Raw genomic sequence first — 23,412 nt, 5'->3', positions numbered from 1 at the left:
CGATGAATCGTCTTGCCGGCCTTGTCCTGGCCTTCGCCTTATCGTTAGCCATCCCCTCGCCCGCCGCCGCGCAGGACAAATCGCTGACCATCTTCGCCGCAGCCTCGATGAAGAATGCGCTTGACGAGATCGACGCCGCCTACGCCGCGAAGAGGGGCGCCAAGATCACCGTCAGCTACGCCGCCAGTTCCGCGCTCGCCCGACAGATCGAACAGGGCGCACCGGCCGATATATTCATCTCCGCCGATACCGACTGGATGGACTACGCAATCGGGAAGAAGACCATCAACGAACCGAGCCGGGTCAATTTGCTCGGCAACAGCATCGTGCTGATCGCACCGAAGGATTCGAAAATCGACCATGTGAACATCGGCCCCGGCTTCGATCTTGCAAAACTCGCCGGCGACGGCCGGATCGCCACCGGCGACGTGAAATCCGTACCCGCCGGCAAATACGCCAAGGCAGCACTGGAGAAGCTCGACGCATGGCAGGCCGCCGAGCCGAAATTTGCGATGGCCGTTGACGTTCGCGCCGCGCTGACGCTGGTGGCGCGCGGCGAGGCTGCACTCGGCATCGTCTATTCCACCGACGCCAAGGTCGAGCCCGGCGTCAAAATCGTCGGCACCTTTCCGGCCGATTCCCATCCGGCGATCATCTATCCCGTCGCGGCGACGACGACCGCGAAGCCGGAAGCCTCAGACTATCTCGTCTTCCTGCGCTCGATCGCGGCGAAGGCCATTTTTGAAAAATACGGCTTCAAATTCCTCGTCAGCCCGTCAACCTGATGTTCGACATTTCGCCGGCCGAATGGACCGCCATCCTGCTGTCGCTGCGGGTGGCCATCATCGCAACGCTGGTGGCGACGCCGTTCGGCATCGCGTTGGCGTGGCTGCTGGCGCGGCGCGAGTTCTGGGGCAAATCGGTCCTCGACGCCCTGGTCCATTTGCCGCTGGTGCTGCCACCGGTCGTCACCGGCTATTTGTTGCTGCTGACCTTCGGCCGCCGTGGCTTGGTCGGGGCGTGGCTCGCCGACAACGTTGGCATCGTGTTCGCGTTTCGCTGGACCGGCGCCGCGCTTGCCTGCGGCATCATGTCGTTTCCGCTGCTGGTGCGGCCGATCCGGCTCTCGATCGAGGCAGTCGACCGTCGCCTCGAGCAGGCGGCAGGCACGCTCGGCGCGGCGCCGTGGCAGGTGTTTGCGACGGTAACCCTGCCGCTGGCGTTGCCGGGCGTACTCGCAGGCATGGTGCTCGGCTTCGCCAAGGCAATCGGCGAGTTTGGCGCCACCATCACCTTTGTCTCCAACATTCCCGGCGAAACCCAGACCATTTCATCGGCGATCTACTCGCTGATCCAGACGCCGGACGGCGATGCCGCGGCGGGCCGGCTGGTTGTCGTTTCCACCGTGATCGCGATGGGCGCCCTGATCGCCTCCGAATGGTTCGCGCGGCGCGCCACGCAGCGCGTGCACGGGAATTGACCCATGCTGCGCGTTGACGTCACCAAGCAACTCGGCGAGTTCTCGCTTGAAGCCTCGTTCGAAAGCCAGGGGCGCGTCACCGGCCTGTTCGGCGCATCCGGCGCCGGCAAGACCTCGCTGATCAACATGATCGCAGGGCTCTTGCGGCCCGATCGCGGCATCATCGCACTCGACGATGAGACGCTCGATGATACATCCGCAGGCGTCCACGTGCCGCCGCACCGGCGACGGATCGGCTACGTGTTTCAGGACGCCCGGCTGCTTCCGCATCTCGACGTGCGGCAAAACCTCGACTACGGCCGGCGCATGAACCGTCTCGCGGCGGATCCCGCGCAATTCACGCGCATCACCGACCTGCTCGATATCGGCCATCTGCTCGATCGCCGTCCCGGAAAACTCTCCGGCGGCGAGCGCCAGCGCGTCGCGCTCGGCCGCGCGCTGTTATCGAAGCCGCGGCTGTTGCTGCTGGACGAGCCGCTGGGATCGCTCGACGAAGGCCGCAAGGAGGAAATCCTGCCCTATTTGGTGCGGCTGCGCGACGAAGGCATCCCCATGGTCTATGTCAGCCACGACGCGGCCGAGCTACGCCAGCTCGCAACCCAGATCGTGATGCTCAAGCGCGGCCGCGTCACCGCGCTCGGCGGCGTCAAGGTGCTGACGTAGCGCTCACTCCGGAACGATCCGCACCGCGCCGCGGGCTGCGCTCGTCGTCAGCGCGGCATAGGCCTTCAGCGCCATCGACACGTTGCGGCTGCGCTTCTTGGCGGGCTTCCAGGCGTCCGCCCCGCGGGCCAGCATGGCTTCGCGGCGCTTTGCCAGCGTCGCGTCATCCACCACGAGGCTGATCGAGCGCGCGGGGATGTCGATCTTGATCAGGTCGCCGTCTTCCACGAGGCCGATCAGACCGCCTTCAGCCGCTTCCGGCGAAATGTGTCCGATCGACAGGCCCGACGAACCGCCGGAGAACCGGCCATCGGTGATCAGCGCGCAGACCTTTCCGAGGCCCTTCGATTTCAGATAGCTGGTCGGATACAGCATCTCCTGCATGCCGGGACCGCCGCGGGGCCCCTCATAGCGGACCACGACGACGTCGCCGGCCTTGATCTTGCCGCCCAAAATGCCTTCGACCGCGGCATCCTGGCTTTCAAAAATCCGCGCCGGTCCTTCGAACTTCAAAATGCTCTCGTCGACGCCCGCCGTCTTCACGATACAGCCGTCGAGCGCGAGATTGCCCGAGAGCACCGCGAGGCCACCATCCTTGGAGAAGGCGTGCGCGGCGTCACGGATGCAGCCGGTGGCGCGGTCGGTATCGAGTTCCTCGAACCGGCGCTCCTGGCTGAAGGCGACCTGCGTCGGCACATTGCCCGGCGCCGCCGTGAAGAATTTTCGGACGCTTTCGCTCTTGGTCTGCTTGATATCCCAGCGGCTCAGCGCGTCTTCCAGCGTCTTGCTGTGAACCATCGGCAGACTACGGTTAAGCAGCCCGGCGCGGTCGAGTTCGCCGAGGATGGCCATGATGCCGCCGGCGCGGTGCACGTCTTCCAGATGCACGTCCGCCACCGACGGCGCGACCTTGCACAGCACCGGCACCCGCCGCGACAGCCGGTCGATATCCTGCATCGTGAACGGCACCTTGCCTTCGTAAGCCGCCGCCAGCAGATGCAGCACGGTGTTGGTCGAGCCGCCCATGGCGATGTCGAGCGTCATGGCGTTCTCGAACGCCTTGAAGTTGGCAATCGTCCGCGGCAATGCGGTTTCGTCATCCTGCTCGTAATAGCGCCGCGCCAGGTCGACGATCAGGTGCCCGGCCTCCACGAACAATCCCTTGCGGTCGGCATGCGTCGCCAGCACCGAGCCGTTACCCGGCAGCGCCAAGCCAAGCGCCTCGGTCAGACAGTTCATGGAATTGGCGGTGAACATGCCCGAGCAGGAGCCGCAGGTCGGACACGCCGAGCGCTCGATCACCTCCACGTCCGCATCGCTGACATTGCTGTCGGCGGCTGCGACCATGGCATCGATCAGGTCGACGGCGCGGAGCTTGCCCTTGAGGTTGACCTTGCCGGATTCCATCGGGCCGCCCGAGACGAACACGGTCGGGATGTTGATCCGCAGCGCTGCCATCAGCATGCCGGGCGTGATCTTGTCGCAGTTGGAAATGCAGACCATGGCGTCGGCGCAATGCGCATTGACCATGTATTCGACGCTGTCGGCGATGATTTCGCGCGACGGCAGGCTGTAGAGCATGCCGTCATGGCCCATCGCGATGCCGTCATCGACCGCGATGGTGTTGAACTCCTTGGCGACGCCGCCCGCCTTCTCGATCTCGCGCGCGACGAGCTGGCCGAGGTCCTTCAGATGCACGTGGCCGGGCACGAACTGGGTGAAGGAGTTGACGACCGCAATGATCGGCTTGCCAAAGTCCTCGTTCTTCATGCCGGTGGCGCGCCAGAGGCCGCGGGCGCCCGCCATGTTGCGGCCGTGGGTCGTGGTTCGGGAACGATAGGCGGGCATGATCTATCCTTCTTGGATCGGGAAAGGCGTCTTTTAGACGGTAAGCCCGGCCGCTTAAAGCGGCTTGCTGCAGGGTCGCCATGCGCAGGCACGCTCAAAACGGGACAGGAGCAGACGCCCCTGCCCCGGCTACCGCTAGACGACCTCGCGCGCGCGCAGTTCCGCGATCGCCTTCGTGTCATAGCCGAGCGAGGCCAGCACCTCGTCGGTGTGGGCACCGAGCGCGGGCGCCATGTGGTCCAGCCTTCCGCCGCCATGGGCGAGCTGAAAACCGCTGCCGGCGAAGCGCAGGCGGCCATAGGGCGTATCGATCTCCTGAATGGCGCCGCGCGCGGCGACCTGCGGGTGGTCGATCACCTCCTCGATCTTCCAGATGCTGGCACAGGGCGCGCCTGCGGCTTCCAGGAGCTTTTCCCACTCGCGCGGGTCCTTCTTGGACAGCGCCTCCTCGATGATGGCCCGTAGCGCCGGCTCGTTTTCCTGACGGGCAAACCAATCAACAAAGCGGGAATCCTCAAGCGCATCGGCGCGGCCGAGCGCGGTCATCAAGGCGCGGTATTGCTTCTCGCTGTTGACGGCGAGCAGAAGATAGCCGTCGCCCGCCTTGAACAGGTTGGCGGTGGGCCTTCGGCTCACGGCCTGATTGCCGGAAAGCTGCTGGCGGTGGCCGGCGACCGAATAGTCCGCGACCTGCCCGGACAGAAACGCCAGCGTCGCCTCGAGCATGGAGACGTCGACCATCTGTCCCTTGCCGGTATGGGTGCGCTGGAACAGCGCACTCGACACGCCAAAGGCTGCGGTCGCGCCCGACAGCACGTCGCAAACCGCAAAGCCGGCCCGCGTCGGCCCGGTCTCAGGATGGCCGGTGATCGACATGATGCCCGATAGCGCCTGGATCTTGCCGTCATAGCCGGCGCCCAGCCGTTCCGGCCCGGTCTGGCCGAAGCCGGAGATGGCGCAATAGATCAGCCGCGGGTTGATCTCAGACAGCGCGGCATAGCCGATGCCGAGCTTGTCCATCACGCCGGGACGAAAATTCTCCATCACCACGTCGGCCTGCGCGGCGAGCTGCTTGACGATGGCAATCGCTTCCGGCCTCGAGAGGTCGAGCGTCAGGCTGCGCTTGTTGCCGTTGATCGCCTGCCAGCCCGGCGCGAGGCCGCGCTCGGCCCATTCGCGGCTCAGCGGCGTGCGGCGCATGTCCTCGCCCTCGCGCCGCTCCACCTTGATGACGTCGGCCCCGAGCAGCGCGAGCTGGTAGCTCGCGTAGGGGCCCGCCAGCACCTGCGTGAAGTCGAGAATCTTCACGCCTTCGAACGGTCGGGTCAAAGGGGCATCCTCCTGCTTCCTCTCCCCTTGTGAGAGAGGATGGCCGTGAAGTCCACCCTCCCCTGGAGGGGAGGGTGACGGGGTCACGCCGCGCGGTTGCCGCGCGCGATTTCCTTCTGCTTGTCGAACTCGGCCCGGCGCCGCGCCAGTTCTTCCGGGCTCATCTGCGAGATGTTGTTGTAGTCGAGCTTCCAGGAAGCATTCTCGCTCCAGCGCAACGGCGACTGCATCGTGGTGCGCGCGCCGGGCGCGGACTCGAGTAGCCGCAGCGCCAGTTCGAGCGTCAGCGCCTGCGACGCCAAATCATGCGGCTTGCCGGCGGAATTGCCGAGCGGGAAGTCCGAAAACAGGAAACGCGGCGCGGCCGCGTATTCGACAATATCCTTGGCGCAACCCATCACCACGGTGGCGATGCCGTTGGCTTCGAGGTGACGCGCTACCAGCGCCGATGTCTGGTGGCAGACCGGGCAGTTCGGCACGATCACGGCGGCATCGACCTTGTCGGCGAGGCAGCGGGCGAGGATGTCGGGCGCGTCGACGTCGATGGTGACGCGGTGACTGCGATTGGTCGGTGCCCCGAAGAAGCGCGGCGCGACCTCGCCGATCCGCCCCGAGGCCTTGGCCTTCAGAAGCTGCGGCAGCGGAAACCAGGTGCCGCTGTCGGTGGCCGTGGTGTGCTTGCGGTCGTAGCCGATATGCGAGATGCGCAAATCGTGCTCTTTCGAGGTGTCGCCGTCATAGACCTGGTAGAACTTGGCGCTGCCGTTGTACGCCGCGCCCGGTCCCTGATCGCCCTTGGTGGGATCATATTGGGCAGCCGTGGTGACGATGGTGACGCGCGATCGCGCCAGCGGCTTTTTCAGCGGCTGGAACGGCGCGTCGACATAATGCGCCCAGCGGTAGGGCGTGGTGTAGCCAATCGCCGCGTAGTAGTCGCGGGTCCGCTGCATATAGGGAACGGCAGCATCATAATCGGGCGCAAAGCCGAGCTGGTCGTCAGAGGGGCCGGACATTGTTGTGTCTCCTGCGTTTCCACCGTGCGGCCGTGAAGCGGCGGCCTTGCCCCGCAAGGCTAATGATACTCCGTTCATTCCTCAACTGCGGATATTGCATCAGACCTGCGCGGAATCGCTTCCTGAGCGCACGAATGCAGGCTGGATGGCATTGAACGCTTGCTGCGTGCTGTAGGTCACACGTGAACGCGCGTTCATAAAAATCCCTCGAACTTTCTCCGCCCCGGGCACGTCTCACAGGCATATCAGGCAATCATGCCTGGAGCGGAGAACAGAAATGTTTCGTAAGATTACCCTCGCTGCCGTCGCCGCCATTGCCATGACCGCGGCTGCGGTCGCACCGGCGTCCGCCGGCGGAAAGCATGGTGGCCATCATGGCCACGGCCACGGTCATCATGGCCATGGTCATCACGGCCACGGTCATCATGGACATCATGGGCATGGTCACTGGGGCCATCGCCACTTTGGAACGTCGTTCTATGTCGGCGGAAGCTGCTACAAGACCATCTTCACCAAGTATGGTCCGCGCACCGTGTACGTCTGCGCTCCCTACATCTATTGAGAGCGCATAGTACATGATGGGAAGGCCTCAGCCGACGGCTGGGGCCTTTTCGTTCGCTCAATCGCCCCATTAGCCACCGGCTTTCGACGGAACTGAAGAGCTTGAGAACTCGTTCAGAATAGACACGCTCCTGACCGCATCAGAGCGTTGAACAGGAGGAAGCAGGCACCAATCGCCGCAACGGAGGTTTGCAATGCCCAGTACCGCTGGAACGACAGATCACGTTTACAAGATCCTGGATCTCGCCGGATCGTCCGAAAAGAGCATCGAGGATGCCATTCAGAACGCCATCACCCGCGCATCAAAGACCATTCGCGAATTGAAATGGTTCGAGGTCGTGCAGACCAGAGGCCATATCGAAAATGGATCGGTTCGCCATTACCAGGTCACCTTGCGGGTCGGGTTTACGCTGGAGGAGTAACTGCTGCACAACGCGCGCCCCGCGTCGAATCCAAACGGCGCGCTCTGTGACGGACCACAGCCAAAGGAAGGCGGTGGCGGTCATACCCCTGCCACCGACGACCAGACCTCCGCAAGCTTGCGCTTGAAGGCCTGCCAGCTTGTCAGGGGAACGACCTTCTCCTCCTCTTCAGGCAGCCGCAGGCCAACCACGTTGACGCGGCCGCCACTGATATTGCGCGCGACAAGGACGATGGGATCCAATGCCAGCTCCGCGCCTGCTTTCGGCGCGTGGTCGAGATGGATATCGAAATAATCCGACAGCGTCAGCTTGGCCTGATCCTCGCTGATAGTGACGCCATAGACCTCCGCCAGTTCACCCAGCGTGTGCTCGCCCGACACCATGAAATCCCCGAGCAGATGCGGGTCAGGCGCCGTGCTCGGCGGCATATCGACAAAGAAACGATCCAGCGCCTCGGCCTTTTCCGGCGGCGCCAGCAGATAGACGTAGTCGCCGGCTTCGATCGGATCGGCCTCGGCGGGCGAGAGAATCCGCTCGTCGCGGATGACGAGCGTCGGCTTCGACCAGGATGGCGTAAGGCCGCGCCGGAAATACAGGCTCTTCGCCCGTACCGGATAGCCGACCAGTTGCTGCTCAAGCTGGCCGGGCAGATCGAGCTCGACGCGCCGCGGACCGCGTTCGACGCGCGGCAGCGCCACGTGCAGCCACCGCGCCGCCGGCGCCAGTGTCCAGCCCTGCAGCAAGAGCGAGATGATGACCACGACAAAGGCGACGTCGAAATAGAGATAGGCTTTTGGCAATCCGACCAGCATCGGGATCGAGGCGAGGAAGATCGCGACCGCGCCACGCAGGCCGGTCCAGGCGATGAAGATCTTTTCCCGCCAGTTGAATCGGAACGGTACCAGGCACAGCAACACCGCGATCGGCCGCGCCACCAGCATCAGCACCAGCGCCACGATCACGGCCGGACCGACGCTATCCAGCAGGCGCTGCGGCGACGCCAGCAGCCCAAGCAGGACGAACATCACGATCTGCGCCAGCCAGGTCGCGGCATCGAGAAACGTCACCACCGAATTATGGGCGCGCGTCGGCCGGTTGCCGACGATGATTCCCGCCAGATAGACCGCGAGAAAGCCCGACGCGTGTGCAATCTGCGCCACACCGAAAACCACCAATGCAGCGGTCGTGACGAAGGGCGCATGCAAGCCCTGCGGCAGCGCCATGCGATTGAGCGCCAGCACCACCAGGCGACCGCCGACCACGCCGAAGATGGCACCGAGCAGACCTTCGCGCGCGAGTTCGAATGCGACATGCCCGGGTGAGCTTTGACCGATGGAAATGAATTCGACCAGCATCAAGGTGAGGAAGATCGCAAACGGATCGTTGGTGCCGGATTCCGCTTCCAGCGTCGCCCCGACACGCGGACGCAGGCGCAGGCCCTGGGTGTGGACGAGCAGAAACACCGCGGCAGCATCGGTCGACGCCACCACCGCGCCGACCAGCAGCGACTCGGTCCAGTTCAGGTCGAGCGCATATTTGGCGACGGGCGCTGTTATCAGCGCGGTGAGCAATACGCCGATCGTCGCCAGCACCATCGAGGGCGCCAGCACCGTGCGGATGCTCTGAAATTTGGTTCGCAGGCCGCCGTCGAACAGGATCAGCGCCAGCGCCACCGAGCCGACCAGGTAGGTGGTGCGGACGTCATCGAAGCTGAGCTGACCCGGCCCGGCATCGCCCGCCAGCATGCCGATCAGGAGGAACACGAGCAGGAGCGGCGCCCCGAAGCGCAACGCCAGCAGGCTCGACAGGATGCCCGCCATCACCAGAATGGCGCCCAGAAAGATGGCGATGCTGACCGAGTCGAGAGAAGTCATGAACCTCCGATATCATCGCAAATACTTGCAATTGCATCCTTATCGTTGCCACACTTGATCGCCAACCCATTTCTGCGATCGCGGCAATGTGCCCGATTTACGGGGCCTGACCTTCCCCCGTAGTGCGTATCGATGGCATCCGCACGTCGCCTGTGAGAATCTGCCTGCTATTCGCGAATCACCTTTGTCTGATGGGGCCAGAGCCTCGAGCGAGAATTTTCCGATGGACCTGAAAGAGATCATCGAGATCGTACACAACGCCGCACGTTCGGTCGGCGCGGAGGTCACCTCGCCCTGGTTCTATCTGCAACTGGGACTGATCCTGACGGCCGCAGGCATCGCCTGGGCCGGCGCCACCGCCGTGCGTTCCAGGATCGACGTATCGTCGGTTGCAATGGGCTGGCCGGCGCCGTTCCGGCTGTTCGTCCGCGTGCTGGTCGGCAGCACGTCAACGGCGGTGTTCGCGCTTCTGATGATGCTGACGCGCTGGGTCATGATCGCGTCGACCTGGCCGAGCCGCAGCTATCTGCTCGCGGTTGCCGCCAAGCTCGCCTTCGCGTGGCTGGTCATCAACCTCATCACCTCGGTGATCCGCAATACCTTCGTGGTCCGGCTGGTGTCGATCTCGGCCTGGCTGGTCGTGGCCCTGAGTATTCTGGGCCAGCTCGAGCCGGTGGTCGAGGCGCTCGACTCGGTCTCGATCGTGCTCGGCGATCTCAGGTTGACGCCGCTGCTCCTGATCAAGCTCGGCGCGCTCCTGATCGTGACGCTATGGCTGACCAATATCGCCAGCAACTTCGTGGAAGGGCGCATCACCCGGTCCGGCGATCTGACGCCATCGATCCAGGTTCTCCTCGTCAAGATCGTCCGGTTCACGCTGATGGTATTTGCCATTGCGGTTGCCCTGAGCGCGGTCGGCATCAACCTCGCGGCGCTCGCGGTGTTCACCGGCGCGGCCGGCGTCGGTATCGGTCTCGGCCTGCAGAAGATCGTCGCCAACTTCATCAGCGGCATCATCCTCCTGGTCGACAAGTCGGTGAAGCCGGGCGATCTCGTCACCATCGGCGACAACACCGGGCGCATCAGCACGATGAAGACGCGCTACATCTCGGTTGCCGCCGGCGACGGCCGCGAGTTCCTGATCCCGAACGAGGATCTGGTGACGCAGAAGGTCGTGAACTGGACCTATACCGACAAGAACACGCTGGTGAAGGTGCTGTTCAGCACCAATTACGACGCCGATCCGCGAGCGGTGTGCAAGCTGGCCATCGACATTGCCGGCGCAGTGCCGCGCGCCATCAAGAACAAGCCACCGAACTGTATCCTGACCGAATTCGCCGAGGCCGGCATGAAGTTCTCCCTGACCTTCTGGCTGCCCGATCCTGATGGCCTCGACAACGTCAAGAGCGACGTGATGCTGGAGCTGTGGGACGCGTTCAAGCGGGAGGGGATCCGTGTTCCCTATCCGGTCCGCGAAATCCGGGTCCGCGGCGGCGCGCTGCCGGTCGAGCCCGTGGTGGAAGTTTCCGGCTAGATGCAAGCCTTTTAAAGCCGTGCCGTGGCCCAACCTCGGCTTGCGCTGACCGGTTGGATCATTAAATTAGGCATTCAAAATCAGTCCTTTTTCCGTTCCAGAAGTATGACCCGCCCATGAGCTATATCGAAGCCACCGACACCTCCTTGCGAAAAACCGGCCAGATCAAGCTGCATGGCGCCAGCGGCTTCGCCGGCATGCGCAAGGCAGGCGCGCTGGTGGCCAAATGCCTCGACGAGCTCACCGACGTCGTCCAGGCGGGCGTTCCGACGTCGCGGATCGACGAATTCGTCCGCGACTTCGCCTTCAGCCATGGCGCCTATCCGGCGACGCTGATGTATCGCGGTTACCGCTACTCGACCTGTACCTCGATCAATCACGTGGTCTGCCACGGCATGCCGGGCGACCGCGCACTGAAGGAAGGCGACATCGTCAATATCGACGTCACCTTCATCGTCGACGGCTGGTACGGCGATTCCAGCCGGATGTATGTGATTGCTCCGATCGCCCGCAAGGCCGAGCGGCTGATCGAAGTCACCTATGAGGCGATGATGCGTGGCATTGCCGCGGTGAAGCCCGGCGCCACCACCGGCGACATCGGCCATGCCATCCAGAGTTTTGTCGAGCCGCAGGGCATGAGCGTGGTGCGAGATTTCTGTGGCCATGGCCTCGGGCGCATGTTCCACGACGAGCCCAACATCATCCATATCGGCCGGCCCGGCGAAGGCGTGATGCTCAAGCCCGGCATGTTCTTCACCATCGAGCCGATGATCAATCTCGGCAAGCCGCATGTAAAAATCCTGTCCGACGGCTGGACCGCGGTGACGCGTGACCGCTCGCTCTCGGCGCAATTCGAACATTCGGTCGGCGTGACCGCGACTGGCGTCGAAATCTTTACGCTGTCAGAGCGCAACGGCGAGAAGCCGCTGGCGGCGGCTTAAATTCCGCTTCGGCCCAACCCGGCTACATCGAACGCAGTCGACTCAACTTTTTGGTTGCGACGCACGACGCGACTGCTTGAACGAGGCTGCCACAGCGGCGTGTTGCAAGTCGTTCTCAACACGACAGCGCCTTCCTGCCGCCAGTCAACTAATCCTAACCTTTGCGGAATAGGCCGGGCGCGCCGGTGTAGGACACGGCACGGGGCACCTTCCGGCAGCGAGAGCCTCTGGCGGGCCAGGGATCAACCAAAGGGAGCAAGAGCAATGTTCGAGATTTCACGTCGCGATCTGATCCTCGGGAGCACGGGGGCGGCGCTGGTTTTCGGCCTCAAGGGGCCGGTTTCGTTCATCGGCGCGGCGCATGCGCAGCGCGCCGCCGACAGCCTCAAATTCAAGGTCGGCGACATCGAGGCCTTCAGCCTGCATGAGGGCAGTGTCGAGCGCGCCGCCACTGAGGGAATGATCAAGAACGCCTCGCTTGACGACATCAAGAAGGCGCTGACGGCTGCCGGCATCAACCCGGACAAGTTCGACAATCCCTTCACTGTCACCGCGATCCGGACTGGCGGCAAGGTCGTGCTGTTCGACACCGGCTTTGGCGGCAATGGCCCTGCGACAGTGGGCAAGCTCGCCGACAACATGAAGGCGGCTGGCCTTGATCCGGCGACGGTTTCAACGGTCGTGATCTCGCATTTCCATCCCGATCACATTTCCGGGCTGTGGGTGAAAGAAACCAACGCGCAGGTTTTCCCGAATGCGGAAATCCTGATGCCCGAGGTGGAGTACAAGTTCTGGACCGATCCGGCGCTGGTCGAGAAGATGCCCGAGAATATGCGGCCCCTCGTCAAGCGAATCCAGGCAACTTTCCCGACCTGGAAGAACATCAAGCAGTACAATGACGGTGCCGACCTCGCGCCCGGCGTCAAGGCGATTGCCACGCCCGGCCACACCGTCGGCCACATGTCGTTCCTGGTCGCTTCGGGCGGGCAGCAGTTGTTCATCCAGAGCGACGTCACCGGCATGCACCAGTTGTTCGTGCGCAATCCCGGCTGGTTCTCGTCGTTCGACGCCGACGGGCCGAAGGCGGAAGCCACGCGGCGCGCGTTCTTCGACCGCGTCATCGCCGAAAAGGGCATGATCGCCGGCTATCACTTCGGCTTCCCGAATGTCGGCACGCTGACAAAGGACGGCAACGGCTACGCATTCGCGGCCGTGAAGGCCTGATCGCAGGTAAGAAGCGAAACGAAGGCGCCGCGCTATGTGCGCGGCGCCTTTTTCTTCAGATGCTGTCGCACTTTAGAGTTGCAAAAGCCCGCAGGCACGGCATGGTTACCGCCGATGCCTGCCAAGACCAGCTATCCCCCGGATCAATCCACAGAGACGCCGCACTATCATGGCCATCGCGAACGCCTGCGCGAGCGCTTCTATGCGGCCGGGCCGGAGGCGCTGAGCGACTACGAGCTGCTGGAGATGGCGCTGTTTCCGGCCCTGCCCCGGCGCGACACCAAGCCGCTGGCGAAGGCGCTGCTGAAAAAATTCGGCTCGTTTGCCGAGGTCATTCACGCGCCGGTGGCACGCCTGCGCGAGGTCGACGGCATCGGCGAGGCCTCGGTGAACCAGATCAAGCTGCTCGCCGCCGCCGCAAGCCGGGTCGCGAAGGGCGAGATCAAGCGCAAGATCGCGCTCTCGTCCTGGAACGATGTGATCGAGTATTGCCGGAGCGGCATGGCGTTTGCCGACAAGGAGCAGTTTCGCCTGCTGTTCCTTGACAAGCGCAATCAACTGATCGCCGACGAGGTGCAGCAGACCGGCACCGTCGACCACACTCCGGTCTATCCGCGCGAGGTGATCAAGCGGGCGCTCGAACTATCGGCGACCGCGCTGATCCTCGTGCACAACCACCCCTCCGGCGATCCGACGCCCTCGCAGGCCGATATCCACATGACCAAAGCGATCGTCGAGATCGCAAAGCCGCTCGGCATTTCCGTGCACGACCACATCATCGTCGGCAAGAATGGGCACGCGAGCCTGAAGGGGATGCGGCTGATCTAGCGTATTGCTGCCGCTCAATAATCGTTTATAGCCAACGAGGCGACCAGCATCGTGCCGCGGCAGGACCTCGCACGGCGAAATCACGACCGATGATATCGAAATCAGGTGATCGCAACGCGCAGTTGCGCTAGTATCCACCTGTCGAGCGTCCCTTCGCGCACTAGCGTCGAGGGCCCGACAAATTGACGTCGGATAGGTTTTCGCATCGGAGGCCGTCATGACCAGCACTTCAGACACCGCAAAGAGCCCTCAAGCCGGTTCGGATACGGCACCGCTACGCGCCAAGTGGGGGTGGATCGTCGCACTCGGCGTCGTTTATCTGCTCGCCGGGTTTATCGCGCTCGGCAGCGTCGCAATGGCCACCGTCGTGAGCGTCTTCTTGGTCGGCGTGATGATGATCATCGCCGGCGTCGCAGAGGTGTTTAGCGCCTTCCAGATCAAGAGCTGGGGCAAATTTCTGCTCTGGGCTCTGCTTGGCGTGCTCTACATCATCGCCGGCTTCGCGACGTTCCAGAATCCGTTGCTCGCGGCAGTGCTACTGACCCTCGTTCTCGGCGCTTCGCTGGTGGTCTCGGGCATCATGCGGATCGTGCTGGCCTTCAGCATGAAACGAGAAATGCCCTGGATCTGGGTCGCGCTATCCGGCGTGATCACGCTTCTGCTCGGCGTGCTGATCCTGGTGCGCTGGCCGGTTTCGAGTCTCTATATCCTCGGCCTGTTCCTCGCCATCGATCTCATCATGGCCGGCGCTGGCTGGGTCGGGCTCGGCTTCGGCCTGCGCCGCGCTCGCTGAGGTGTAGTCGGCCGGGCTGCAGCGCAGTCCCTTGATCGACGAAAAGGAGGCGCTCATGCGCTGGATCTACCTTGCCGTCATCATTCTGTTCGTCGCGGCAACGATCATCTTCGTGCTGCAGAACTTCGAGATCGTCACCATGTCCTTCCTCGGCCTGCATGCCCGAGTGCCGCTCGCTGTGCTGATCGCCTTCGCCTACCTGCTGGGCGCGGCGACGGGTGGCAGTCTGTTCGCACTGCTGCGCCGATCTTACGAAAGGTCGAGAGGAAGTATCGGAGCGTCCTGAATTGAGTGTCGTTTCATCTCCGATCAACGAGGGTGACGATGGACGAAACAGCGCGCGAACCCGTTCTGGTGGACCTTGCTTTGCAGGGCGGAGGCTCCCACGGCGCTTTCACCTGGGGCGTGCTGGACCGTCTGGTCGAGGAGCCGTGGCTGCGGATCGAGGCAATCTCCGGCACGTCGGCGGGCGCAATGAATGCAGCCCTGGTGGCCGACGGGTGGACGCAAGGCGGTGCCGAGGGCGCGCGGGCGGCGCTCGCGGCCTTTTGGCGCGGTGTGTCGCGCGCTGCCGCGTTCAGCCCGCTGCAGCGCTCGCCGCTCGACCGACTGATGGGCCGCTGGACGCTCGACACGTCACCCGCCTATGTCGCCATGGACCTGATGGCACGTGTGCTTTCGCCTTATGATCTCAATCCGCTCGGCCTCAACCCGCTGCGTGCCATCCTCGCCGAAAGCATCGATTTCGAGCGACTGGCCCGGGCATCCATCAGGCTGTTCGTCACCGCGACCAATGTGCGCACCGGCCGCGGCCGAATCTTCCGCAATGCGGAGATCACGGCCGACGTCCTGCTTGCCTCGGCTTGTCTACCGACCATGTTTCAGGCGATCGAGGTCGACGGCGAACCCTATTGGGATGGCGGCTATGCCGGCAATCCGACCCTCACGCCGCTGGTGCGTGAAAGCGACGCTCACGACACCATCCTGGTGCAGATCAATCCGCGCGAACGACCAAAACCGCCGCGTACGGCGAACGAAATTCTCAACCGCCTCAACGAAATCTCCTTCAACTCGCCGCTCATGAAGGAATTGCGCATGATCGCGCTACTGCGCCAGGTGGCGGACCCCGGACACGGCGAGGGCGCGCGCTGGGCCGGAATGCGCACGCACCGGATCATGACCGACGCACTCACGGAGTTCGGCGCATCATCTAAGCTCAACGCTGAATGGGAGTTCGTTTCGCTGCTCAAGGAAGAGGGGCGCAGGAGCGCCGACGCATTCCTCAAGTCGCATGCTGACGATCTCGGCCGGCGCTCCACCGCCGATATCGATGCACTGCTTTTGGAGTGCTGAGGGCGATGACCCTGGTGGGACTTCTCGGCATCCTGATCGGCCTCGGCCTGCTAATCTCGTTCGCCTATCGGGGCTGGAGCGTGCTGCTACTCGCGCCGCTTGCCGCGCTGGTTGCCGCGCTGTTTTCCCGCGAGCCGCTGCTGGCCCACTGGACCCAGACCTTCATGGTCAGCGCAGCAGGCTTTCTGGCCCAGTTCTTTCCGCTGTTCCTGCTCGGCGCCCTGTTCGGCAAACTGATGGAAGACAGCGGCTCGGTCGCCGCGATCGCGAGCTTCATGACGCAGCGGCTGGGCACGCGGCGGGCTGTGCTCGCGGTGGTGCTCGCCGGAGCGCTCGTCACATATGGCGGCGTCAGTCTGTTCGTCGCCTTCTTCGTGCTCGCACCGATGGCGCACGAACTGTTTCGCAACGCCGGCATCCCGCGGCGGCTGATGCCGGCGGCAATCGTGCTCGGCACCTCCACCTTCACCATGTCGGCGCTGCCCGGTACGCCATCGATCCAGAACGCGATCCCGATGCCGTTCTTCGGCACCACGCCATTCGCCGCGCCCGGCCTTGGCATTCTGGCATCGTTGATCATGCTCGGCTTCGGCCTGTGGTGGCTCAGCCGCGAAGTGGCCAACTCAAAAAGAAACGGCGAAGGCTTCGGCGACGGCGTGCCGATGCCTTCCGCCCGTCTTGCCACCGACGAAAAGCTGCGCGAACGCGCCACCACCGCGCGGGAGTTCGATCCGGCGGAGATCGTACACGGTGCGCTGACCGACGTTCCGCCGTCGGTTGCACTCGCCGCACTGCCGCTCGTTGTGGTGATTATCGTCAATCTCGCGATGTCGCTGCTCATCCTGCCGGCACTGGACACCCGCTTTCTCGCCGAAGCTCGCTGGGGCGCAACGTCGCTCGCGGCCGTCGGCGGCGTATGGGCTGTCATCACAGCCCTGGCCTGTGCGATCGTGACGGTCCTCGCCGTCAGCCATCGGCGATTGCCGGCCCTGCGTGCAACCATGGACGCCGGCGCCAACGCCGCCGTACTGCCGGCCCTGAGCGTTGCGAGCCTGGTCGGCTTCGGCGCCGTGGTGGCGGCGATGCCCGCCTTTGATGTCGTACGCGACACCGTGCTCGGGATCGGCGGCGGACCGCTGGTCTCGCTCGCGGTGGCGACCAACGTGCTCGCCGCGCTCACGGGGTCGGCATCGGGCGGGCTGACCATTGCGCTCGACGCACTCGGGGCGACGTATATGGCGCGCGCGGCGGAGATCGGTCTCGATCCCGCGCTGCTGCATCGCGTGGCGGTGATCAGTTCGGGTACGCTCGACAGCCTGCCGCATAACGGCGCGGTCGTCACGCTGCTCGCCGTCTGCGGATCGACGCACCGGGACAGCTATCGCGACATCGTCATGGTCGGCATCGTCGGCGCACTCATCGCCCTCGTTGCCGTCATCGCGCTCGGCTCGGTGGCGGGATCGTTCTGAACCATCGGCGCGGCCTGCCGTCTCAGGGCGGCTGATCAAGCCGTCGCCTGCATTTACCATTTATTAACTCTCCGCTTCGCGCTTTGGCGAACGCGTGAGAGAGTGGTTCATCGGATGAGAGGGGGTAGCTCATTCTCGATTGAGAGGGGATCGATGATGAATCAGCTAGCAGAGCGGATGAAAGGCGCGGCTCTTTCGATGAGCCCAGAGCACCTGGTCGACAAATTTCTGGACTGGCTTGAGGAACTGAGGGGCGCGATGGCGCTTGCGGAAATCAACAGTTTGGCCCGCAACGAGGCGCGAACCAGGATGCTGTACGATTGATCCGGCGACCATAGCGCGATGGCGCGGCCGAACCACACAAAGGGCAGCCTCAAATGGGGCGGCCCTTTTGCTCATGAGGATCCGTCGCGCCAGAGGCGTTGTTTATGCGAAGCGTCTCGTCGGCAGGAACGGTCACGCAAGTTTGAGGGGACTGAAGCTCATCTAATGCTGTTTAGCTGAGGACGGCGCGCGAGACGCATATTGGGTCAGCCCGCCGCCATGATGGAGCATCGGATGCGCACGACACGCCGAACGTTCCTGCAAACATCCTTTGCAACGGCCGCTGCCGCGCTCTTGCCGACCTCTCTGCGTGCCCAGCAAGGCCAGCCCGCGCGCCGTCCTATTCCCTCGAGCCGCGAGGAGATGCCGATCGTCGGACTGGGGACCTGGATCACCTTCAACGTCGGCAACGATCCGGGGCTCAGGGACGAATGCGCTGGTGTCATGGCCGCCTTCTTCGAGGCTGGCGGCCGCATGATCGATTCCTCCCCCATGTATGGCTCGTCGCAGCCGGTGGTCGGCTACGGCCTTCAAAAGCTCGGGCGGCCGCCCGCGCTATTCTCGGCCGAAAAGGTCTGGACGTCCTCGGCGACGGCAGGTCCAGCCCAGATCGAGCAATCGCGTCGCTTCTGGGGCGTGCCGAAGTTCGACCTCGTTCAGGTTCACAATCTGCTCGCCTGGCAGGCGCATCTGCAGACGCTTCTCCAGATGAAAGCCGCCGGTACGCTGCGTTACGTGGGAATCACCACCTCCGAAGGCCGCCGTCATGATCTTGTCGAACAGATCATGCGAAACGAGCCGATCGATTTCGTGCAGTTCTCCTACAATGTCGTCGATCGCGAGGCGGAGGCACGGCTGCTGCCGCTGGCGGCAGAGCGCGGGATTGCGGTGATTGTGAATCGGCCGTTCCGGCAGGGCGAGCTGACCAATCGCCTCAAGAATAAGCCGCTGCCGGAGTGGGCGGCCGAACTCGGGGTGTCGAGCTGGGCGCAGCTCATGCTGAAGTTCATCCTGTCTCACCCGGCCGTCACCGTCGCAATTCCCGCGACCACGCGCGTCGACCACGTGCGGGAAAACCTCTCGGCCGCCGCCGGACCGATGCCGGACCTCGCCACGCGGCAGCGCATCTCGGCTCACGTGCAGGCCATTTGATGTCGGAGTGGTGGACCTATCGCGCGGAGGATTTCCTGCTGTTTTCGCCGCGCGTCTACTGGCGCATGTTCGAAACGCACAACGCGGCGCTCTGGCCTCTGCACGTCGTGACGCTTGCCGCCGGCCTGCTCATCCTGCTGATCGCGTGGCGGCCGGGAGTCTTTGCACGCTGGATCACATTCATCCTGGCGATCCTCTGGATCTTCGTCGGGTGGTCGTTCCTGTGGAATCACTATTCGGGCATCAACTGGGCTGCCGCCTATATCGCGCCGGCCTTCGCCATTGAAGGTGGGCTGCTCCTCGTCTTGTCCTTGCGCGATGGTCTTGCGTTCGACCGCCGCGGGCCAGTCGCTTGGACAGGATATCTCCTCCTTGTCTTCGGAATTGCCGGACAGCCATTGCTTGCGCCGCTACAGGGACGCGGCTGGGCCTCGTCCGAGGTCTTTGGCATCGCACCGGATCCGACGGCGATCGCGACGCTCGGCGTTCTGCTCCTCGCCCGCGGCGGGCTTGTGCCATGGCTGCTGCCGATCCCCGTGCTCTGGTGTCTCCTGAGCGGCATAACGCTGCGGACGATGGGAGAACCGCAAGCCTGGGCCCCTGCTGCCGCCGTGGCGCTTACCGCTGCAGCCTGGATCTGGACGATCATCCGCCAGCGCGGGTCGCTTCCGGTCGGGTGAAGGCACATGCATCAGACGATCTGGCAGACGTTGTAGGCGATGCCGCCCTCGACCAGGTATCCCGACCCGACGCAGACGATGTCGTTCATCCAGGCATATTGTTCCGCCCCGGTTTCGAACAGCGGGTTGGTGCGGAAGTAATAGCGCGACGGGTCAACCTGAGATCGTTTGGCGGGATCAGCCATTTCTGACCGCAATTCGGGCGGCGTGATCCAGCGTCCGCCATAGGTCATGTGCACCAGCGCACCGTCATGCGTGCGCAGCGTCAGGCGGACGTCGAGCGACATCGCGCCATCGCTGCGGAACAGCGCCCAGTCGCCGCCGCCGGGCACCACCTCGCCGCGCAGCTTTGGGCCTTCGAAGCTTCCGCCGGCCGCGCCGAACAGGATGCGGCGGCCAAGCGGACCATCGCCGATGTTCAGCCTTGGATTGAGATCGACGACGATGTCGAACAATGGTGCTGTCCTGATCGCGGCGACCGGTTTGACGCGTGGATCTACTGTCATCATCTGGGTCCTGGTTCGCGGGAGGAAGTCATTCGGCGACAAGCTGCCGGACGCCGGCATCGCCAAATATCCTGCGGCGTACCGCATCGGTCGAGACGCCGGACTGCGCGCAGAGTTCGGCAAGGTCGAAGAAGAATCGCTCGTGGACGATCCGGTCGTCCTTGAACGCAAACTGGATGAATACCGGGAGGTCTGCGCGCCTGCCGTTCGGCACCACGCCGAAGCGATCGCCGGTCAGTGTCATCTGCACGCGGCCCCCAGCAAACGAGCGTATCGTCATTGGTGGCGCGGCCCTGCAGGACGACATTGTAATCCGGGAACGAAGCGAAGAACCGGCTCAGCACCTTCTCGTTCTCGGCAAGGCCACGGGCGGTAGTTCCGAAGGCCGGGTTTTCCAGCACCATGTCGTCGTGGAGGACCTTCAACGCCGCCGGCACGTCCTGACGGCTCTTTGCCTCCGCCAAGACCTGCGCCAATTCGAACATTCGATCGCTGTTCATGCCCTCCTCCCATAGCTTTCCCTCGAGCTCTCCTGCTCGAATTCATACCAAGTGTCTTTCACATACTATATGTATGTTATATGTTAGTAGGATCATAAGCGTCAAGTGGTATGTCGGGGGCATGCAGGAAGCTGGACGTGAACGAACCCGCCGCGAGGAGTACACGGAAGCCACGAGGCAGGCGCTGCTGGCGGCCGGCCGGGACATTTTCGCGAGCGAGGGCTATCAGGCGGCGGGAATCGAGGCGATCTCGCGCGCCGCGCGCGTGACGCGGGGCGCCTTCTACCACCACTTCGAGGACAAGAAGGCGCTGTTCGACGCCGTGGTCGTCGCTCTGCAGATCGAGGCCGCGGCCAGGATCGAAGCGCGAGCGAAGATGGAGCGTAAGGTATGGGACCGCCTGACCGAGGGCATCGAAGCCTATCTCGACGCCTGCCTCGAACCGGCCTATGCGCGCATCGTCATCCAGGAAGCGCCGGCGGTGCTCGGCAATGCGCGCTACCGGGAGATCGAGGAAGCCCATCCGATGGCCCTGCTCACCGCGACGCTTGCCGCGCTGAAACGCCAAGGCGAGCTCGATTTCGAGGATATCGAGTTCCTGAGCCGCATGGTCGATGCGATGATCTGCGAAGTGGCGCTGCTGCTGCCCGGGGCAGAGAATCCGAAAAGGCTCCGAGCCCGCGGGCAAAAGATCATCGGCAGCCTGCTCGGCGCCTTCCGCACCACTTGAGCGCAAGCGCGCTCACGGCGCGACCCATCGTTGCACCGCCTCGGCAGTGTCGGCCGGTGTGGTGTTAAAGCAGATGCGCGTTTGCGGCGCGGCGAGATGAACCAGATTGATGATCCGCTCGAACAAGTGCAGCCGCTCTCGCGGCTCGCGCAGCCCGGCGCCGATCATGACGCAGTCATAATGCTTTGCGCCCAGCGCCGCGGCGGCGACGGCTTCGGCGGTATCGCCGAGATCGATCAGGCAGCTATCGGCCTCATAGCCCATCGCGCGAAGCTGCTCGATCTGAGCTCCAACATAGCTCGTCATCAGTTCGGCCGTGAGCCCCGGGAAAGCGCTAAAGTCGACGAAGGAAGGCTCGATGCCGATGGCGAGCACGGTCTTTTTGGCCATGCGGCTGCTCCAGGCAAATTGATCTCCGGGAAAACGCGCGCATCGTCAAACAGGTTCCGGCTTCGACATTGACATCATTATTCGACATTTACCGAAGCATTCTTGTCGCAAGATCAGCCATTGTGATCCGCATTGCCGCTCCAACGAGCACGCACTGAATGTCACAGGAGAACGTTATGGCTACCACCAACAACGCAAACCAGAACCTGGTCGTCACCGCATTCTGGGAAGTCAATTCGGGCGAGGAAGCTACCGTCGCGGAGCTTCTGAAAGGTTTTCTGCCGCAGGCACAGCGTGAGCCCGGCGTGAAGGCATTCCAGATTCACCAGAACATCGCAAAGCCACGAGAATTCTTCTTTTACGAGGTATTCGCAGGCGAAGCGGCCTTCGCCGAGCATCAGCAGACCGACCACTTCAAGAACATCATTCTCGGGCAGGCGATTCCGAAACTCGCCAAGCGCGAGCGGTCGCAATTCCGGTTCATCTGAAGTCAGAACGGCTTCGGCGCGCCACTGCTCGTCTCAGTGGCCCGCCGCCGCAACAATTCGCGTTCGCGCTTGTTGGTTGCAAGTGTTGACGCGAGCTCGAACGCAGCGCGGGCTTCTGCAACGCGGCCGAGTTTGTGCAGCAGATCGCCGCGGACGCTTGGGAACAGGTGATAGGTCTTCAGCGCGGGCTCGCCGGCCAATCCGTCCACGATCGCAAGTGCAGCCGCCGGCCCTTCGGCCATGCCGATAGCCACGGCGCGGTTGAGCTCGATGATCGGCGAGCGCACCAGTGCGCCCAATTTGGCGTAGAGCTCGGCGATGCGCGGCCACTCGGTTTCATCAGGTGTAACGGCCCTGGCGTGACAGGCGACGATCTCAGCCTGCAGTGCATAGAATCCGCCCCCTCCGCCGAGCTCGTAGGCTCGTGCCAGCGCCAGCAATCCCCGGCGGATCTGCAGCCGGTCCCACAGCGCGCGGTTCTGGTCCATCAGAAGAATCGGATCGCCGGCTGCGTCGGTGCGCGCCGCGGTGCGCGAAGCATTCAGCTCCATCAGCGCGAGCAGGCCGTGGGCTTCAGCTTCCTGCGGCGCGACCAGCGTCAGCACACGGCCCATGCGCAGCGCGTCGTTGCAGAGCTGCGGCCGTAGCCATTCGTCGCCGCGAGCGGCCGTATAGCCTTCGTTGAAGATGAGATAGACGACCTCCAGCACCGAGGCGAGCCGTTCCGAAAGCTGCACGCCGCGTGGCGTTTCGTAGGCTAGGCCGGATTCGGACAGCGTCCGCTTCGCCCGCACGATGCGCTGAGCGATGGTCGCTTCCGGCTGCAAGAAAGCGCGCGCGATCTCTTCCGTGGTCAGACCGCAGATCATTCGGAGCGCCAGCGCCGCGCGCGCCTCGCGCGACAGTTTTGGATGGCAGGCGGTGAAGATCAGCCGCAGCAACTCGTCACCAATATCGTCGTCGAGTGCAGCGTCCAGATCCGGCATCGCCTGTTGCTCCTGCTCGAGGTCGCGCGTCAGCATCTCATGCTTGCGTGCGAGCATGCTGCGGCGGCGCAGATGATCCAGCGCACGGCGCTTGGCCAGCGCCATCAGCCACGCCCCGGGCTTCTCCGGCACGCCGCTGGCGGGCCAATGCTCCAGCGCCGCGACCAAGGCTTCCTGGGTCAAATCCTCCGCCAGCGGCACGTCGCGCAGCATTCGCGACAGACCCGTGATCAGGCGCGGCTGTTCGATGCGCCAGACCGCGAGGATGGTGCGATTGACGTCGGCGGCCGTCATCGCCGCCGACCAGATCGGCTATGCCGCGCC

General features: G+C 63.8%; 26 protein-coding genes and 1 pseudogene. 18 read left to right on the top strand and 9 right to left on the bottom strand.

Going from position 1 to position 23,412, the window contains the following annotated elements; genetic code table 11:
• Window positions 1-2 precede the first annotated feature (2 nt).
• The 3 genes from modA to modC are packed head-to-tail and all read left to right on the top strand — an operon-like array spanning window position 3 to window position 2,143.
• Window positions 3-785: a molybdate ABC transporter substrate-binding protein gene (modA, locus tag V1273_RS03110; RefSeq protein WP_334408684.1), complete on the top strand. Its 783-nt coding sequence runs from the start codon at window positions 3-5 to the stop codon at window positions 783-785.
• The gene (gene modB / locus V1273_RS03105) at window positions 785-1,480 is read left to right on the top strand and encodes a molybdate ABC transporter permease subunit (protein ID WP_334408683.1); all 696 of its coding nucleotides are present in this window, start codon (window positions 785-787) and stop codon (window positions 1,478-1,480) included. The genes modA and modB overlap by 1 nt, the downstream gene beginning before the upstream one ends.
• Window positions 1,481-1,483: 3 nt before the next feature.
• A complete protein-coding gene (gene modC, locus V1273_RS03100) occupies window positions 1,484-2,143 on the top strand; it encodes a molybdenum ABC transporter ATP-binding protein (protein WP_334408682.1) in 660 nt (219 codons plus the stop codon).
• Between the two features lie 3 nt (window positions 2,144-2,146).
• Here modC and ilvD read toward each other — a convergent pair whose 3' ends face one another.
• The 3 genes from ilvD to V1273_RS03085 all read right to left on the bottom strand — a co-directional run bounded on the left by ilvD (window position 2,147) and on the right by V1273_RS03085 (window position 6,333).
• Window positions 2,147-3,991, bottom strand: coding sequence for a dihydroxy-acid dehydratase (gene ilvD, locus V1273_RS03095; protein ID WP_334408681.1), 1,845 nt, complete (start codon window positions 3,989-3,991; stop codon window positions 2,147-2,149).
• A 135-nt stretch (window positions 3,992-4,126) separates the two neighbouring features.
• Window positions 4,127-5,320: a CaiB/BaiF CoA transferase family protein gene (locus V1273_RS03090; protein ID WP_334408680.1), complete on the bottom strand. Its 1,194-nt coding sequence runs from the start codon at window positions 5,318-5,320 to the stop codon at window positions 4,127-4,129.
• Between the two features lie 83 nt (window positions 5,321-5,403).
• Window positions 5,404-6,333, bottom strand: a complete 930-nt coding sequence (locus V1273_RS03085; protein WP_334408679.1) for a glycine reductase — start codon at window positions 6,331-6,333, stop codon at window positions 5,404-5,406.
• A 277-nt stretch (window positions 6,334-6,610) separates the two neighbouring features.
• Between V1273_RS03085 and V1273_RS03080 the strand changes: the two genes are divergently transcribed.
• Together V1273_RS03080 and V1273_RS03075 are read left to right on the top strand one after the other, a co-directional pair.
• Window positions 6,611-6,895: a hypothetical protein gene (locus V1273_RS03080; RefSeq protein WP_334371002.1), complete on the top strand. Its 285-nt coding sequence runs from the start codon at window positions 6,611-6,613 to the stop codon at window positions 6,893-6,895.
• Window positions 6,896-7,088: 193 nt separating this feature from the next.
• A complete protein-coding gene (locus V1273_RS03075) occupies window positions 7,089-7,316 on the top strand; it encodes a dodecin (RefSeq protein ID WP_028350994.1) in 228 nt (75 codons plus the stop codon).
• An 80-nt stretch (window positions 7,317-7,396) separates the two neighbouring features.
• Here V1273_RS03075 and V1273_RS03070 read toward each other — a convergent pair whose 3' ends face one another.
• Window positions 7,397-9,190 (bottom strand): potassium/proton antiporter, encoded by a 1,794-nt coding sequence (locus V1273_RS03070; RefSeq protein WP_334408678.1) that lies wholly within the window; start codon window positions 9,188-9,190, stop codon window positions 7,397-7,399.
• 223 nt (window positions 9,191-9,413) lie between these two features.
• Here V1273_RS03070 and V1273_RS03065 point away from each other — a divergent pair, with 223 nt between their 5' ends.
• From V1273_RS03065 to V1273_RS03015, 11 genes are all read left to right on the top strand, one after another.
• On the top strand, window positions 9,414-10,724 hold the full coding sequence (locus V1273_RS03065; protein ID WP_334408677.1) for a mechanosensitive ion channel family protein: 1,311 nt from the start codon (window positions 9,414-9,416) through the stop codon (window positions 10,722-10,724).
• Between the two features lie 116 nt (window positions 10,725-10,840).
• Window positions 10,841-11,665, top strand: coding sequence for a type I methionyl aminopeptidase (gene map / locus V1273_RS03060; RefSeq protein ID WP_334366201.1), 825 nt, complete (start codon window positions 10,841-10,843; stop codon window positions 11,663-11,665).
• 264 nt (window positions 11,666-11,929) lie between these two features.
• The gene (locus tag V1273_RS03055) at window positions 11,930-12,889 is read left to right on the top strand and encodes an MBL fold metallo-hydrolase (RefSeq protein ID WP_334366200.1); all 960 of its coding nucleotides are present in this window, start codon (window positions 11,930-11,932) and stop codon (window positions 12,887-12,889) included.
• A gap of 114 nt (window positions 12,890-13,003) precedes the next feature.
• Entirely contained in the window at window positions 13,004-13,717 is a 714-nt protein-coding gene (radC, locus tag V1273_RS03050; RefSeq protein ID WP_334408676.1) for a RadC family protein, read from the top strand.
• 217 nt (window positions 13,718-13,934) lie between these two features.
• On the top strand, window positions 13,935-14,510 hold the full coding sequence (locus V1273_RS03045) for an HdeD family acid-resistance protein (protein WP_334383993.1): 576 nt from the start codon (window positions 13,935-13,937) through the stop codon (window positions 14,508-14,510).
• A gap of 31 nt (window positions 14,511-14,541) precedes the next feature.
• The gene (locus V1273_RS03040) at window positions 14,542-14,796 is read left to right on the top strand and encodes a hypothetical protein (RefSeq protein WP_334408675.1); all 255 of its coding nucleotides are present in this window, start codon (window positions 14,542-14,544) and stop codon (window positions 14,794-14,796) included.
• A gap of 38 nt (window positions 14,797-14,834) precedes the next feature.
• On the top strand, window positions 14,835-15,863 hold the full coding sequence (locus tag V1273_RS03035; RefSeq protein ID WP_334366196.1) for a patatin-like phospholipase family protein: 1,029 nt from the start codon (window positions 14,835-14,837) through the stop codon (window positions 15,861-15,863).
• A 14-nt stretch (window positions 15,864-15,877) separates the two neighbouring features.
• Window positions 15,878-17,332 carry a GntP family permease gene (locus tag V1273_RS03030; protein ID WP_334412158.1) on the top strand — a complete coding sequence of 485 codons (1,455 nt, stop codon included), beginning with the start codon at window positions 15,878-15,880 and terminating at the stop codon, window positions 17,330-17,332.
• 156 nt (window positions 17,333-17,488) lie between these two features.
• A complete protein-coding gene (locus V1273_RS03025; protein ID WP_334408674.1) occupies window positions 17,489-17,656 on the top strand; it encodes a hypothetical protein in 168 nt (55 codons plus the stop codon).
• Between the two features lie 234 nt (window positions 17,657-17,890).
• On the top strand, window positions 17,891-18,808 hold the full coding sequence (locus V1273_RS03020) for an aldo/keto reductase (protein WP_334408673.1): 918 nt from the start codon (window positions 17,891-17,893) through the stop codon (window positions 18,806-18,808).
• Complete coding sequence (locus V1273_RS03015) at window positions 18,808-19,488, top strand: DUF6064 family protein (RefSeq protein WP_334408672.1); 681 nt, start codon at window positions 18,808-18,810, stop codon at window positions 19,486-19,488. Before V1273_RS03020 ends, V1273_RS03015 begins: the two co-directional genes overlap by 1 nt.
• An 11-nt stretch (window positions 19,489-19,499) precedes the next feature.
• Here the strand turns inward: V1273_RS03015 and V1273_RS03010 are convergent, their stop codons facing one another.
• The 3 genes and pseudogenes from V1273_RS03010 to V1273_RS33980 form a co-directional block, all read right to left on the bottom strand.
• The gene (locus V1273_RS03010) at window positions 19,500-19,994 is read right to left on the bottom strand and encodes a DUF3237 domain-containing protein (RefSeq protein WP_334366191.1); all 495 of its coding nucleotides are present in this window, start codon (window positions 19,992-19,994) and stop codon (window positions 19,500-19,502) included.
• A 28-nt stretch (window positions 19,995-20,022) separates the two neighbouring features.
• Window positions 20,023-20,244 (bottom strand): hypothetical protein, encoded by a 222-nt coding sequence (locus V1273_RS03005; RefSeq protein WP_334408671.1) that lies wholly within the window; start codon window positions 20,242-20,244, stop codon window positions 20,023-20,025.
• Between the two features lie 64 nt (window positions 20,245-20,308).
• Window positions 20,309-20,398 (bottom strand): annotated as a pseudogene (locus V1273_RS33980) (ester cyclase); the annotation flags it as partial.
• A 217-nt stretch (window positions 20,399-20,615) separates the two neighbouring features.
• On the opposite strand from V1273_RS33980, the gene V1273_RS03000 reads away from it, so the two are divergent.
• Entirely contained in the window at window positions 20,616-21,224 is a 609-nt protein-coding gene (locus V1273_RS03000) for a TetR/AcrR family transcriptional regulator (RefSeq protein ID WP_334408670.1), read from the top strand.
• A gap of 12 nt (window positions 21,225-21,236) precedes the next feature.
• On the opposite strand, the gene V1273_RS02995 is transcribed toward V1273_RS03000, so the two are convergent.
• Window positions 21,237-21,614 carry a hypothetical protein gene (locus V1273_RS02995; protein ID WP_057841987.1) on the bottom strand — a complete coding sequence of 126 codons (378 nt, stop codon included), beginning with the start codon at window positions 21,612-21,614 and terminating at the stop codon, window positions 21,237-21,239.
• Between the two features lie 176 nt (window positions 21,615-21,790).
• On the opposite strand from V1273_RS02995, the gene V1273_RS02990 reads away from it, so the two are divergent.
• Window positions 21,791-22,102, top strand: coding sequence for a putative quinol monooxygenase (locus tag V1273_RS02990; protein ID WP_334408669.1), 312 nt, complete (start codon window positions 21,791-21,793; stop codon window positions 22,100-22,102).
• 2 nt (window positions 22,103-22,104) lie between these two features.
• On the opposite strand, the gene V1273_RS02985 is transcribed toward V1273_RS02990, so the two are convergent.
• Entirely contained in the window at window positions 22,105-23,382 is a 1,278-nt protein-coding gene (locus V1273_RS02985) for an RNA polymerase sigma factor (RefSeq protein ID WP_334408668.1), read from the bottom strand.
• Window positions 23,383-23,412 lie beyond the last annotated feature (30 nt).

It is taken from the genome of Bradyrhizobium sp. AZCC 1721 (assembly GCF_036924715.1).
Lineage (GTDB): Bacteria > Pseudomonadota > Alphaproteobacteria > Rhizobiales > Xanthobacteraceae > Bradyrhizobium.
Note: the sequence above shows the minus strand (reverse complement) of the source record. Positions and strands in the feature narration are given on the sequence as shown.

What these genes read in the sequence shown, in the direction of transcription:
- V1273_RS03055 (WP_334366200.1), top strand. Translation starts at nt 11,930, where the DNA reads ATGTTCGAGATTTCACGTCGCGATCTGATCCTCGGGAGCACGGGGGCG.
- modC (WP_334408682.1), top strand. Translation starts at nt 1,484, where the DNA reads ATGCTGCGCGTTGACGTCACCAAGCAACTCGGCGAGTTCTCGCTTGAA.
- V1273_RS03085 (WP_334408679.1), bottom strand. Translation starts at nt 6,333, where the DNA reads ATGTCCGGCCCCTCTGACGACCAGCTCGGCTTTGCGCCCGATTATGAT.
- V1273_RS03025 (WP_334408674.1), top strand. Translation starts at nt 17,489, where the DNA reads ATGAATCAGCTAGCAGAGCGGATGAAAGGCGCGGCTCTTTCGATGAGC.
- V1273_RS03080 (WP_334371002.1), top strand. Translation starts at nt 6,611, where the DNA reads ATGTTTCGTAAGATTACCCTCGCTGCCGTCGCCGCCATTGCCATGACC.
- modA (WP_334408684.1), top strand. Translation starts at nt 3, where the DNA reads ATGAATCGTCTTGCCGGCCTTGTCCTGGCCTTCGCCTTATCGTTAGCC.
- V1273_RS03045 (WP_334383993.1), top strand. Translation starts at nt 13,935, where the DNA reads ATGACCAGCACTTCAGACACCGCAAAGAGCCCTCAAGCCGGTTCGGAT.
- ilvD (WP_334408681.1), bottom strand. Translation starts at nt 3,991, where the DNA reads ATGCCCGCCTATCGTTCCCGAACCACGACCCACGGCCGCAACATGGCG.
- V1273_RS03065 (WP_334408677.1), top strand. Translation starts at nt 9,414, where the DNA reads ATGGACCTGAAAGAGATCATCGAGATCGTACACAACGCCGCACGTTCG.
- map (WP_334366201.1), top strand. Translation starts at nt 10,841, where the DNA reads ATGAGCTATATCGAAGCCACCGACACCTCCTTGCGAAAAACCGGCCAG.
- V1273_RS03075 (WP_028350994.1), top strand. Translation starts at nt 7,089, where the DNA reads ATGCCCAGTACCGCTGGAACGACAGATCACGTTTACAAGATCCTGGAT.
- V1273_RS03000 (WP_334408670.1), top strand. Translation starts at nt 20,616, where the DNA reads ATGCAGGAAGCTGGACGTGAACGAACCCGCCGCGAGGAGTACACGGAA.
- modB (WP_334408683.1), top strand. Translation starts at nt 785, where the DNA reads ATGTTCGACATTTCGCCGGCCGAATGGACCGCCATCCTGCTGTCGCTG.
- V1273_RS02995 (WP_057841987.1), bottom strand. Translation starts at nt 21,614, where the DNA reads ATGGCCAAAAAGACCGTGCTCGCCATCGGCATCGAGCCTTCCTTCGTC.
- V1273_RS02990 (WP_334408669.1), top strand. Translation starts at nt 21,791, where the DNA reads ATGGCTACCACCAACAACGCAAACCAGAACCTGGTCGTCACCGCATTC.
- V1273_RS03015 (WP_334408672.1), top strand. Translation starts at nt 18,808, where the DNA reads ATGTCGGAGTGGTGGACCTATCGCGCGGAGGATTTCCTGCTGTTTTCG.
- V1273_RS03035 (WP_334366196.1), top strand. Translation starts at nt 14,835, where the DNA reads ATGGACGAAACAGCGCGCGAACCCGTTCTGGTGGACCTTGCTTTGCAG.
- radC (WP_334408676.1), top strand. Translation starts at nt 13,004, where the DNA reads ATGCCTGCCAAGACCAGCTATCCCCCGGATCAATCCACAGAGACGCCG.
- V1273_RS03070 (WP_334408678.1), bottom strand. Translation starts at nt 9,190, where the DNA reads ATGACTTCTCTCGACTCGGTCAGCATCGCCATCTTTCTGGGCGCCATT.
- V1273_RS02985 (WP_334408668.1), bottom strand. Translation starts at nt 23,382, where the DNA reads ATGACGGCCGCCGACGTCAATCGCACCATCCTCGCGGTCTGGCGCATC.
- V1273_RS03020 (WP_334408673.1), top strand. Translation starts at nt 17,891, where the DNA reads ATGCGCACGACACGCCGAACGTTCCTGCAAACATCCTTTGCAACGGCC.
- V1273_RS03010 (WP_334366191.1), bottom strand. Translation starts at nt 19,994, where the DNA reads ATGACAGTAGATCCACGCGTCAAACCGGTCGCCGCGATCAGGACAGCA.